Source organism: Methylobacterium sp. WL119, from assembly GCF_008039875.1.
In the GTDB taxonomy this organism is placed as follows: Bacteria; Pseudomonadota; Alphaproteobacteria; order Rhizobiales; family Beijerinckiaceae; genus Methylobacterium.
The window spans coordinates 25,938-38,922 of record NZ_VRUU01000008.1 but is presented as its reverse complement, the minus strand read 5'-3'; the positions used below and the strand labels follow the sequence as shown (position 1 = coordinate 38,922).

Sequence of the window (12,985 nt, the reverse complement as noted above, 5' to 3'; positions counted from 1 at the left end):
ATGCCTTAAGATGATGCTCAGCCAGTTCGGCACGGCGATCCGAAGCGGACGTTCCGCATCCCACCCGTCTGAAACGCTCAGGCAGGCGGTCTGCGGCGGCCGATGCTGGCCGAAAGCCGCTGGTCCGCTCCAAAGTAGGTTCGCCGCAAACGTCGACGTTCTCTGCAGCGAACCTCGACAACAACGCTCATGCAGGGCGAGGCTGCATCGCCCCCCGCTGCCAACCACAGTAGGCTCTGCTCGCAGGGCTTGATGAAGCGCACCGTGCGCGTCCGAGCCGACCTGTGGCCGGCGATGGTAGCCGGAAGTTTCCATCAGTCATTCAACAGCCGCTACGCGCTAGCCGAGGCGCCGACCATGCTCGCCCGCATGAGGAAAAACGAGCCTCTCGGAAAGATCGTTCTAAGCGTCTGACGCACAGTCCCGAGCGTCGGCCTCAAACGAGCCGGTCCAGCGCGCGGCGGCCACTTCACGACTGGATCGCGCCGTTTCGCCGGGAGATCGCGGATGCCCCGATGCCCGGCCGGCAGGATGCGGCGGCCGACGTGCGCGGATTAGAATAGGGCGCTCCAGCCTTCACCACTGTATTCAGCGCATGGGGTAGAGTGTCGAGAACTGCGCGGCATGAGAATCTGAGATCGAGGCAGCGGGCGCCCATGGATCAACGCGTTGCCAGAGCAGAGGGCCGCGTACTCCGGACTATGGCTTTTGGCTGGGCGGCAGGATCATCGCGGTGTCTGGGTCGGAGACGTCGCCCTCCTGTTGCTGATCGAGCGAGAGCTTGGCCGCGAGGTCCGGCTCCTGTCCGTTCGCCAACTCCTGCGCAGCCGCAACTTCCTTATCACGTGCCTGCTCCGCCGTGAGCTCGCCGCGCACCACCGCCCGGGCCAGGTTCAGGCTCAGGACGTTCTCGGCCTCGCTAGCGCCGTAGGCGGTGAGCGTGCCTCGCGTCCGGTCCGGAATGACGCTGCCGTTGAAGGTGGCGACCGCGCTGAAGAAGTTGAGCGGGACTTTGTAGGGCAAGCTCTGCTCTAGCACGTCGTTGTGCTTGGCCGGGAAATCGTGCTCGGCTCCCATCTTGTGCACCACCGTCCGGATCCAAGGCCCGTTGCGGTGCCAGATCAGCAGTGTCGCCGTCTGCTCCTGGGGTGCGCCGTACTTGTCAGCAACGGCTTCAGCGGCCTTGCGGGACGGCTCGGGCCAATCCTGAGCGAGGCGCTCGGCGGCCCCTGCGGGGCCCGCGGACAGCGCGAGGACGAGAGCGAGGATGCATCGGCTGCGGTTCTGCGAGGGCATGCGCTTCCCTGACGGCGCCGGGGGCAGCACGGCTTCCTGCAGCGAATGGGAATCGCTGTCACGCCGCCGCGTTGCTCCGGGTCTACGCCGGGTATAGGCCGAGCACCCGAGAATGGTTCCAGGGAGATGCCCGATGGTGCAGCTGATGTCGCTGGACGTGAATGGGCGCGCGGCGCCCGTGAGCGTGGACGACCCCGATACGCCGCTCCTCTACGTGCTACGCGATGATCTCGGCCTGCACGGGCCGCGCTTCGGCTGCGGGCTGGGCCAGTGCGGCGCCTGCACGGTGCATGTCGATGGGCAGGCGGTGCGCTCCTGCATCACCCCGGTCTCGAGTTTAAAGGCGGGGGCCAAGATCGTGACGCTCGAAGGGCTCGGCAGCCTGGACAAGCCGCACCCGGTGCAGGCGGCCTTCATCGCCGAGCAGGCGGCGCAATGCGGCTACTGCATCAATGGCATGATCATGCAGTCGGCTGCCCTGCTCAACGAGACGCCGAAGCCCAACGAGACCGCGATCCGGCAGGCGCTCGCCCAGAATCTCTGCCGGTGCGGCACCCATCAGCGGATCGTGCGCGCCGTCCAGCGCGCTGCCGGCACACTCTGACAGAGGTTGTTGTCATGACCGCACCCGCCCTCTCCCGCCGCAGCCTGCTCCTCCAGGGCGGCGCCCTCGTGGTCGGCTTCTCGCTGTCTGACCGCGGCGCCAGCGCCCAGACCTTCGCGCCGGTCGCCACCAACGGCTTCGCGAAGCCCGTCGCCCCGGACCGCGTCGACAGCTTCCTGGCGCTCGGCGCCGACGGTCACGCCACGATCTTCTCCGGCAAGGTGGATCTCGGCACCGGGGTCGAGACCGCCCTGACGCAGATCGCGGCTGAGGAACTCGACCTGCCGCTCGACCGCGTGACCGTCGTCCAGGGCGATACGGCGCTGACGCCGGATCAGGGACCGACCTACGGGAGCCTCTCGATCCAGAAGGGCGGCGTCGAAATCCGGCAGGCGGCGGCGACGGCCCGCGCGCGCCTCGTGCAGATGGCCAGCGAGCGCCTCGGCGTACCGGCCGACGAGTTGGTGAGCGAGAACGGCACCGTCCGGCCGAAAGCTGGCGGCCAGGGACTCTCCTACGCCGATCTCGTGAAGGAAGGGCGCCTCGACCTCAAGGTCGATCCGGCGGTCAAGACGAAGGATCCGGCTCAGTTCGCCCTCGTCGGCAAGCCGGTGGCGCGGGTCGACATACCCGAGAAGATGACCGGCCGCTTCACCTACATGCAGGATTATCGCGTGCCCGGCATGGTGCATGCGCGGGTGGTCCGTCCCCCAACCATCGGGGCGGATCTGCAGGGCGTGGATGAGGCCTCGGTCGCGGACATCCCAGGACTGATCAAGGTCGTGCGCCAGGGTAACTTCCTGGCCATCGTCACCGAGAAGGAGTGGGCGGCCGTGAAGGCCGCAAAACAGCTGAGGGCGACGTGGTCGGAATGGGAAGGCCTGCCCGAGCAGGGCAAGCTCTGGCAGCACGTGCGCGCCACGAAGGTCACCAAGGACGACGTCACGAGCAGCACGGGCGATGCCGAGGCGGCGCTCGGACAGGCGGCCCGGAAGCTCGAAGCGACGTACGATTTCGCCATCCATACCCACGGCTCGATCGGGCCGTCCTGCGCCATCGCAGAGCTGAAGGACGGGTTCCTGACCTGCTGGACGGCCTCGCAGATGACGCACGCCCTGCGCAAGCAGCTCGCGGCGATGACCGGCCTCGCGCCGGAGGCGGTGCGCTGCATCTACGTCGAGGGCTCGGGCTGCTACGGCCGCAACGGTCACGAGGACGCGGCGGGCGACGCCGCCCTTCTCGCCCGCGCGGTCGGCCGCCCCGTGAGGGTCCAGTGGTCGCGCGCCGACGAGCACGGCTGGGATCCGAAAGGACCGCCGACCCTGATCGACCTGAAGGCCGGGCTCGACCCGCAGGGCAACGTCACCGCCTGGTCCTCCCAGTTCCACATCCCGGAGGGGGCGGCCGGTAACGTGCCGCTGGTGGCGGCCTCGCTGGCCGATCTGCCGCACGAGACTACGATGGCGCCGGGCAACATCATCGGCAACTCGGCGCTGCCCTACGCCTTTCCGAACGTGCGCACGGTCTGCCACCGGCTGGCCTCGACGCCGTTCCGGCCCTCCTGGATCCGCACCCCCGGGCGGATGCAGAACACCTACGCCAACGAGGCCTTCCTCGACGAGTGCGCGGCGGCAGCCGGCGCCGACCCGCTGGAGTACCGCCTGCGGGCGCTGAAGGATCCGCGCGGCATTGAGGTGCTGAAGCGGGTTGCCGAACTCGCCATGTGGCAGGCGCGCCCCTCGCCGGTGAAAGACGCCGCGGGCGACGTGCTGCGCGGCCGCGGAATCTCCTACGTGAAGTACGAACTCAATCGCACCTACGTAGCGGGCGTGGCCGAAGTCGAAGTGAATCGCAGCACCGGGCAAGTGCGCGTGCCGCGCTTCTTCGTGGTCCAGGATTGCGGGCAGATCATCAACCCCGACGGCGTGCGCAACCAGCTCGACGGCAATGTCATCCAGACCGTCAGCCGTGTGCTGCTGGAGGAGGTCACCTTCGATCGCGGCGCCGTGACGAGCCTCGACTGGTCGAGCTACCCGATCCTGACCTTCCCGGACGTGCCCGAGGTCGTGATCGACCTGATCGACCGGCCAACCGAGAAGCCGTGGGGCGCCGGCGAGCCGTCCGCCGCCATCGTGCCGGCGGCGGTCTCGAATGCAGTCTTCGACGCGACCGGCGTACGCGTGCGGTCCGTGCCGTTCACCCCGGCCAAGGTGAAGGCGGCTCTGCAGGGGGCCTGAAACGCGAGCAGGCAGGATCGTCGGGGCGTGGCGCCGGTCCCGCGGCGCGAGCCCGGATCGCGATCCGCCGGCCGCGCCGCGGACACCGGGTGGTGCCTCGGCCGCCGGGATCGACGCAGCTTGATAGAGGCGGCTGGCATGGGCCGGCCCGTGCCGGGGTCCGGTCCGGCACCCTTTGACCGCACCGTGGCGGCGCTCGAACATCTGCTGCTTTACGTTCGTCCCGTACGCTGGCTCCTCGACGGCGGCCGGACAAGGATGGAGCTGTTGGGGGCCTACCCTAACATCGCGAGCGGACCGCCTGCCTATGCCGACGAGGCGAGAAGACACTCCCACCGACCCTGCCGAAGGCGCTTCACGCTGCCCTCCGACATTAAAGTGCTTAGATAGTACTAGGCTGTGAGACGTGGTATCGGATCCGCAAGGCCCCACAGGCGCTCGTTGCAGGTTTACCCGGAAGCGGACGTTCCGCATCCAACTCCACACGGATGCAACAAGGGATCTAGGAGGCACCCGACAGTGGATATTCTCTGCGCCATTCCAGTGATCTGGGTCAGGCAATCTTGCTCACTGGCAGGCGGTTCGTAGGATGCGGGATTGCTGCTGCGATCCATGACCTCATGGTTTAACTGAAAAACTCTAGGGACGGCAGATCGATTGGATATCCTAGGCCGACTTGCTGGTCTGACGGTTGTCGAGCTTGCGCAATTCGGTGGCGATGTCCTGGAGACTGGAATCTCCCTTTCGCAAAACGCGATCGGCTTCTGATAACCGGTCCCGCTCCTCGGCCGTGACGTCCCGGGCGCTGAGGACCACTACCGGCACATCGGCGCAACCCGGCAATCTTCGCAAGCGGTCAAGGAACGAGAACCCGTCCATCACCGGCATGGTGAGATCGAGAAGGACGAGGCGCGGCACGCCAAGCCCGACCTGCTCGAGCGCCTCGCGGCCGTCGCCGGCCTCGCGGACGCTCCAGCCGTTGCGTTCGAGGGCCGTCCGTAGGCGGTGCCGCATGTCCGCGTCGTCATCGACCACGAGGACGTCGCCGTCCGCTGCCCGGAACTGATCCAGGATCGTCCGGAGGCGCGCCCAGTCCACCGGCTTCGGCACCGCCTCGATGGCACCGAGCGAGGCGCTGAGCGTCGCGTCGGCAACGAAGCTCACCATCACCACCGGGATGCCGGCAGTCTCGCGATCCGACTTGAGAGCGGCGAGCACCGACCAGCCGTCCATCTCGGGCATCATGACGTCGAGGAGGATGGCGCGGGGCTTGAGCGACTGGGCGAGGTTGAGGCCGGTGCGCCCGTCCGCCGCCGTGCGCACGGAAAAGCGCTGGCGTTCGAGGAAGCGGGTCATGAGCTCGCGCTGGGATGCCTCGTCGTCGATCACCAGCACCAAGTCATCCATGCGTTCGCCGTTCTCCGGTACGGCATCCGGCGCGACATCGACCGTCCGGTCCGGTGCCACCGCCGGCACGCGCAGGGTGAAGCTCGTTCCCTCGCCCTCGACGCTCGTCACGGAGATGTCGCCGCCGAGCAACTGGGCGAAGGCGCGGCTTAGAGCCAATCCAAGACCGGTGCCGCCATAGTTGCGTGTGGTGCTCTCGTCGGCCTGCGTGAAGCGCTCGAACAGGCGCCCGACCTGCTCCGGGTTCATGCCGATGCCCGTATCCCGCACCGTGAACTGGAGCCAGCCGCCGCGGATACCTGCCTCGCGCCCGGCTTCCAGCGTGATGGTGCCGCCCTCGGTGAACTTGGCCGCGTTCGAGAGCAGGTTGAACAGGCACTGGCGCAGCTTCACCGCGTCCGTTCGGGCTCGGCCGACGCCATCGGCCACGTCGAGCACGAGGACGTTTCCCTTCTTCTTGACGAGCGCCTCGACGGTGGCGGCCGCGTCCATGACGAAGGCGGCGACGTCGATGTCCTCGGGGTAGAGCTCCATCTTCTCCGCCTCGACCTTCGACAGGTCGAGCACGTCGTTGATCAGGCCGAGGAGGTGCTGGGCGTTCGATTTGATTTTTCCGAGATCCTTGAGGAGGCTCTCCTGACCGAGCTCCTCCGCCTCCTCCTCGAGCATCTCGGAATAGCCGATTACGGCCGAAAGCGGCGTGCGCAGCTCATGGCTCATGTTGGCCAGGAACCGGCTCTTCGCCCGGCTGTGCTCCTCGGCCGCGTCCCGCGCCTCCTTGAGCGCCACCTCGAACGCGTGTCGCTCGGTGATGTCCTCATGGACGCCCACCCACTCCCGGATCGCGCCGTCGGCATCGCGCACCGGCACTGCCCTTGCCACGTAGCGGCGCCAGCCCGCCTGGGCGGTGCGCACGCGATGCTCGACCGTGTAGGGGGCCTCGGCTCGCAATGCGTCGGTCCAGGTCGCGATCGTCGCCGGGAGATCCTCGGGATGGATCGCCTTCGCCCAGCCCGCGCCCATGTACTGCTCTGGGGTGTGCCCGGTGATCTCCGCCCACCCTGCTTGCTCCTCGACGAAATGCCCGGCGGCGTCGGTCGTCCACATCACGCCGTTGACGGCCCTGACGGCGGATCGGAAGCGCGCCTCGCTGACGTGCAGGCGTCGCTGCACCCGACGCTGGTCGAGCGAGGAAGCGATCATCGCCAGGAACAGGATGAGGAAGGTAACGCCGGCGACCGCCAGGGCGAGGTCGCGTTGGCCCGCCGCCAGGGTGGCTACGTGGGCCGCATGGGCGCCGCTCTCCTGCGCGGTGAAGGTTGCCGCGGCCATCCCGGTGTAGTGCATCCCAGCGACTGCAAGCCCCATCACGCAGGCGGCGGCGAGTTTCTGCCAGGGCCGATTGCGGCGGAAGGTAAGCCACAGGGCTGCGGTCGCAGCCGTGACCGCGATGGCGACCGAGACCGCCACCACAGCCGGGTTGTAGGCAAGGTTGCCCGGCACGCGCATCGCCGCCATGCCGGTGTAGTGCATCGCCGCCACGCCAAGGCCCATGAGCGGGCCCGCGACCAGCAACGAGCCCGCACCCGTTCCCCGGCGTGCAACCCAGGCAAAGGCGCCGGCCGTGACACCCACCGCGATCAGCAGTGACAGGACCGTCAGTCCGAGATCGTAGGCCGCCGCCATTCCCATCTCGAAGGCGAGCATGCCGACGAAGTGCATCGACCAGATGCCACCGCCCATCGCCACCGCCGCGCCAGCGCCCCAGGCCCAGCGCGCACCGGCGTCCGGACGCCGGACGCGGGCACCGAGGTCCAGCGCCGCATAGGACGCGAACACCGCGATGACGATGGACAGCGTGACGAGTAGCGGGTTGTATCCGGTATGGGCCATAGGATGTCCGGTGGGGGCACGGGGTCCGTAGCACCGAAAGGCAGCGCTCCTGGGACCAATCTTTCGGCCCGGAAGCGCAAGACCTTGCGAGCCGTCAGCGCGATGGCTCTCGAAGGATCAGGCCGGGCTTGGCGAAACCACCGAACGCAGCAGCCTAGTGAGGTCGTCGAGACCGACCTGGCCCTTTCTGAGGACCTTGTCGGCCCGTCCGGCCAGACGCCGCCGGTCGTTCACGTCGACGTCCTTGGCCGTCAGCACGACGACCGGGATCGAACCCCATTCCGGCTTGGCCCGCAGGGTGGCGAGGAACGCGAAGCCATCCATCTCCGGCATCATCACATCGAGAAGGATGAGGCAGGGTTGCACTGTCGCGACGACCCCGAGCCCGACCTTGCCGTTCTCGGCCGTGACGACCCGCCAGCCTTCCCGGGTGAGGTGGGTCGACATACGATCCCGTGTGTCGGCATCGTCATCGATGACGAGTAGCGGGCCTTCGTGGTCCCGGGGTCGGAAGCGGTCCATCACCCCCTGAAGCTCGTCCCAGTCCACCGGCTTCTGCAGGTAGTCGGTGGCTCCGAGGGAGAAGGCTAGGTTCTGCTCGTCCAGCACTGTGACCATGACTACGGGCGTGTTGCCGAGTTCTGGATCTCCCCTAAGTTCTCGTAATACCGACCAGCCGTCCAGCTGCGGCATGGTCACGTCGAGCAGGATAACCCGGGGCCTCAGGATCCGCGCGATCTCCAGGCCCTCCCGCCCGTCGACGGCGGCGACGGCCTTGAACCCGTCGCGTTCGAGGAAGCGGGTGAGGAGATCACGCGTCGCCGGATCATCATCGACGACGAGGACGACGTCCTTGCCGCACACATCGTCGGATAGAGGCGTCCCGACACCCGCTTCCATTGCCGGCTGGTCGTTCGTGCCGGCGATGCGGGCCGGGACCGAGATGGTGAAGGTGGTTCCTCGACCCTCCTCGCTCGCCACCTTGATATCGCCGCCCAGCATGGATGCGAACGCCTGGGTGATGGACAGCCCGAGGCCGGTGCCGCCAAACTTCCGCGTCGTCGAGGCATCCGCTTGGGTGAAGCGCTCGAACAGGCGCGCCTGCTGGTCCGGGCTCATGCCGATCCCGGTGTCGCTCACCTGGAAGGTCAGCCAACTCTCGCCGTCGCGTTCGCCCCGTTCGGCCTTCAGGGTGATCCGGCCACCTTCCGTGAACTTGGCGGCGTTGCTCAAGAGGTTGATCAGGCACTGGCGCAGTTTGGTCACGTCGGAACGCGCTTCGCCGAGGTCATCGGCAAGGTCCAGCGTGAGGACGTTCTCTTTTGCGGCGACGAGGGATTCGACCGTCGAGGCGACATCGCGGACGATCGCGTCGATGGCGAAGTCCTCGACGTAGGTCTCTATCCGCTCCGCCTCGATCTTCGACAGGTCGAGCACGTCATTGATGAGACCGAGGAGGTGGCGCGCGTTCGCCTCGATCTTGCGCATGTCGGGAAGCAGGTCGTCGTGGCCGCCGTCCTCCATCTCCTCCTGCAGCATCTCCGAGTAGCCGATCACCGCCGAGAGCGGGGTGCGCAGCTCATGGCTCATGTTGGCGAGGAACTCGCTTTTGGCCCGGTTTGCCTCCTCGGCAGCCTCCTTGGCGGCGGCCAACTGGAGCTCGCTCCGCTTGCGCCCGTCGATATCAGTGACGACGACGACGGCACCGACGCGGTGACCATCAACGTCGAGCATCTGCGCCGCCGAGAACCCGATCCAGGCACGGCTGCCGTCGCCGCGGCGGTAGTCGACCTCAAGATCCGCGCGCGACTCGCCGGCATGCACCACGCGGTCGAGGGGCCAATCCCCGGGCTCGACCTGGCATCCGTCAGAATGGAACCCGACCCAGCGGTCCTTCCGGTCGGCGGACGTATCTGAGACCACATCATGCCCCAGGATCACGGTGGCCCGGGCGTTGTGCCCGACGATGCGGCCCGTCGGAGCCTCGGCGATCAGGACACCGACGGGCAGCGTCTCCATCACCGTGCGGAGGGTGGCCTCGCCGGCCCGCATCCCACGGCGCGCCTCCGCCTCGCCCGCTTCCGCCAACCCGGCCGGAATGGTGCCGGCGAACAGGGTGGCGACGTGGAGGTCGAGGCCGGTGAAGGCATCGGGACGACTGGACTGTAGCTTCAGGACACCGACGGCGGCGTCCCCACGGAGGATCGGGACACAGACTGCCGAGCGTGCGTTGAGCGGGTCGACGAGGTCGCGACGGACGCGAGGGTCAACGAGGAGGTCCGGACACAGCACCGGCTTGGCGGTCGCCAGGCAATGGCCCGAGAGGCTGCCGTCGATGGGGATGCGCAGCCCGACATGGGGTTCGAGCGCACCGCGTGCCGAGCGATAGACGAGGTCGTCGCCCTCACGGAGCTCGATCACTGCGCCCTCGGCTTGGGAGACCGCCGCCATCACACCGCCGACGAGGGTATCGAGGATCACGCCACGGTCCCCTGCCGCCCGGGTCACGCTGGCCTGGGCGGCGATCAGGGCGTTCTGCTGCGCGATCAGCGCGGCCTGGCCGGAAAGAAGTCCCTCGCGCTCAGCGACCGAGCGGCGCAGTTCCATCTGGGACATGACTTGCCCCGCCAGCGCGCGTAGGGCTACCGCCTGCCGATCCGTGAGGCCCTCCGGGCGGGGCGCGAGGTCGATCACGCACAGGCTGCCGAGACGCTCGCCGTCGGCCGCCTCCAGCGGCGCCCCGGCGTAGAAGCGCAGGTACGGTTCGCCCGTGACGAGGGGATTGTCCCTGGTACGGGAGTCCAGCGACAGGTCGGCGATTACGAGCAGGTCCGGGGAGCCGAGGACATGCGCGCAGACCGACTTGTCCAGGGAGGTCTCGCAAGGCGCGAAGCCCGACCGCGCCTTGAACCATTGGCGGTCGCCGGCGACCAGGCTGACCAGGGCGACCGGGACAGAGCAGGTCATTCGGGCCAGCTCGACGATGTCGTCGAACCCTTTCTCGGGGGGCGTATCGAGGATGCCGTACCCTCGGAGTGCGTCCAGGCGACGGGCATCGCCGACTTCGGGTGGGAGCGTATCGTCGGTCATGTGCGGCTCGCTCATGGGAACGGATGGGCTCGCCGACGCAAGGCCGTGGGATGACGCGATGCGGTGTTCGGGTGCCCTCGACAACACGGTGACCGTGCGGTGGTTGCCCGCCCGTCCCGGTCACGTCTTCGAGTGGTCCCTGATTGGCGTCTGTTCCGGAGCGACGGGTCACGCCCTGGGGCAGCCGCCGGGGATCAGTCCTTCTCGATGACCGAGACCTTCCCATCCCGCTCGACGATGGCAACGGCGACCTGATCCATGTCATCGAGGCCCTGTTGGCGGGCGGCGGTGCGCACGTCGGCCTGCTGCATCCGCAGGCGCCGCATCTGGGTCTCGTCCCAGTCGCCGTCTCGGTAGACGACGATGGGCGTGCCGTCGCAGATACGCTCGAACCAGACGTAGCGCAGCTTCAGCCATGAGACGGCCACGTGCATGAGGCCGACGGTGAAGATCGCGCTCATCGCGCCGACGAACGACTTGTCGTCGCCGAGCACCGCGCTGACGCTCATACCGCCGAACAGGAACAGCACCACCATGTCGATGGGGGCCTGCTGGCTCGCGGTCCGGCGTCCGATGAGGCGGATGACGAAGAGAACGACGAGGTAGGCGGCCGCGGCCTTGAAGACGGTGCTCATGCCTACGGCACCGAATACTGCGACCAGGGCAGGGTCTCGCCTGCATCCAGCCGTGCCCAGAGATGGATGCTGCCTCGGAAGCCGGGCGAGCCCGCGAACAGGATGGTGACGCGTTCCTGACCCTTCACGACGGGGAACTCCATGCGGATGCTGTCGGCGCCGGCTTCCCAGACAGAAGGACGCGGGATGATGCTCTCCAACCCAAAATGATCGGCCAGCCCCTTTGCCATGGTCACGGCGACCTTATCGCCGCCGGGCGGGACGCGGGTGTCGAACTGGACCTTGGTCGGAGCACCGAAGCGGACCACCGGCTCGTAGCGGAGCTTGATCGAGGCATCGGCGTTGGCAGCCTCGCGCTCGCTGAACAGCCCCTGCCCGAACGCTCCGAGAACGGAGGCGCCCACGAATGCGACCATGGCCCAACGGCCGATGATCTCGGCACGCCGCCAACGTCCCTCGAACGCCGGGTAGAAGCCGCGCGCGATCTCCTCGCGCATCGGCGGGTCGGGATGGATGACGTCCAAGATATTTTCCTTGGGCAGGGATCTGGGCGGAACCGCCCGGGACGGGAGCCAAGTCGTCGGACCTGCCGTTGGCTCCCTGCAGGTGCGGCGTTATCTGGGATGACGCGGGAACGTGATCGCTCCTTCGGGTCGGCAAACCGGATCACGACCGCCGGATTGCGGCTGCGATCCGGCTCGGTCTCTCAGGCGGCGAGCGGTTTGGCCGTCCGAATCTTCCCATAGAGCTCGACGTGGATCTCGTGTCGAATGCCGTCCTTGGCGCCTACGATCTCGAAGTGCTTCGGCTTGCGTTGAGGCTCTCCCTCGACGGCGTAGCCCTCGGCCTTGACCGCCGCGAGGACCGCCGCCGGATCGGCCGGGGTCTGGTTCGCCTTTTCCGTGTGAAGCTTCCGCGGCCACGCGATCTCGCAGACGGTGCCGTCCTTGAGGGTGATGAGCGTCACTTTGATTTCCGAGGGTTTGGGCTCGCCCGTGATCGTAACTGTGTCGCCATGGGCGATTGCGATGACCTCGGCGCCCTTCGGCCCAAGGTCGGCGAGGATGCGTCCTTCCTTGCCATCGATGGCGAAGCGGTGGCCGAAGACGGCCCAGACGGTGCCGGTGATGGTCTGCATGTCGTTCATGTCGAGTCTTCCTCGGGTGTCGTTTGCCGGCCTGGGCCACGGGATGCCCGGTGTACCTGGACGGGGCCAGTTCCTGGCGATGCCGGTGGAGACTGGCATCGGCCCCTGTCGGGGTTGACGGCTCTCTAGGGCCAGGGTTCGAACTCATCTTGAACCGCGCCGTTCAGCCTCCGTTAAGCGCCGGCGACCCGGCCCGACCGCTCATCGGATCGGGATTGTCATCTCGAAACGGAGTCCGCTGGCGTCGATGGTCCGGCGGAAGCACCCCTGCAGGCTCAGCTCGATGATTTGCCTTGCGCGAACAGTGCCCGCCCCTGTGTGCCGATTGCCGATGAGAACTTGCTGGCGACCTAATCGGCGGGCGGAACCGGGTCTTGATTTTGATATGCCCCGCAAAAGTCAGTCAGAGGGCTTGCGAGAAGGACCATCGCGTTCGCTCGTCCTGAGCGGAGGCAACAAATGTTGCCAACGGGCCGTGCTCGACGACTACGCCGCGGTCGGTGAAATAGATCTGTCGGCTACACCACCGTCAGCTTTTCCGGCGAACTCTGTCAGAAACGGACCAGCGTCTTACGGCCAAAAACTGCCAAATGTCGAACGTCCGCCTCTGAAGTTTGACGCTCAAAAGCACACTGGCAGAAAACCACCCACCCCGGACGTTGGCCTCTACCTCAAC

Annotated in this window: 8 protein-coding genes; 2 read left to right on the top strand and 6 right to left on the bottom strand. The window is 67.3% G+C overall.

The window, feature by feature from the left end:
* Nucleotides 1-699: 699 nt before the first annotated feature.
* Nucleotides 700-1,296 (bottom strand): hypothetical protein, encoded by a 597-nt coding sequence (locus tag FV227_RS05845; RefSeq protein WP_147724767.1) that lies wholly within the window; start codon nt 1,294-1,296, stop codon nt 700-702.
* 133 nt (nt 1,297-1,429) lie between these two features.
* Here FV227_RS05845 and FV227_RS05840 point away from each other — a divergent pair, with 133 nt between their 5' ends.
* Together FV227_RS05840 and FV227_RS05835 are read left to right on the top strand one after the other, a co-directional pair.
* A complete protein-coding gene (locus FV227_RS05840; RefSeq protein ID WP_147724769.1) occupies nt 1,430-1,900 on the top strand; it encodes a (2Fe-2S)-binding protein in 471 nt (156 codons plus the stop codon).
* A 14-nt stretch (nt 1,901-1,914) separates the two neighbouring features.
* On the top strand, nt 1,915-4,137 hold the full coding sequence (locus tag FV227_RS05835; protein WP_147858526.1) for a molybdopterin cofactor-binding domain-containing protein: 2,223 nt from the start codon (nt 1,915-1,917) through the stop codon (nt 4,135-4,137).
* 666 nt (nt 4,138-4,803) lie between these two features.
* Here the strand turns inward: FV227_RS05835 and FV227_RS05825 are convergent.
* From FV227_RS05825 to FV227_RS05805, 5 genes are all read right to left on the bottom strand, one after another.
* On the bottom strand, nt 4,804-7,437 hold the full coding sequence (locus tag FV227_RS05825) for an MHYT domain-containing protein (RefSeq protein WP_147724775.1): 2,634 nt from the start codon (nt 7,435-7,437) through the stop codon (nt 4,804-4,806).
* A gap of 117 nt (nt 7,438-7,554) precedes the next feature.
* Entirely contained in the window at nt 7,555-10,527 is a 2,973-nt protein-coding gene (locus FV227_RS05820) for a response regulator (RefSeq protein WP_187274700.1), read from the bottom strand.
* A gap of 194 nt (nt 10,528-10,721) precedes the next feature.
* Nucleotides 10,722-11,162, bottom strand: coding sequence for a YetF domain-containing protein (locus tag FV227_RS05815; RefSeq protein WP_147724779.1), 441 nt, complete (start codon nt 11,160-11,162; stop codon nt 10,722-10,724).
* A 2-nt stretch (nt 11,163-11,164) separates the two neighbouring features.
* Nucleotides 11,165-11,686, bottom strand: coding sequence for a hypothetical protein (locus tag FV227_RS05810; RefSeq protein ID WP_147724781.1), 522 nt, complete (start codon nt 11,684-11,686; stop codon nt 11,165-11,167).
* A 182-nt stretch (nt 11,687-11,868) separates the two neighbouring features.
* Complete coding sequence (locus tag FV227_RS05805) at nt 11,869-12,309, bottom strand: hypothetical protein (RefSeq protein WP_147724783.1); 441 nt, start codon at nt 12,307-12,309, stop codon at nt 11,869-11,871.
* Between the last annotated feature and the right edge of the window lie 676 nt (nt 12,310-12,985).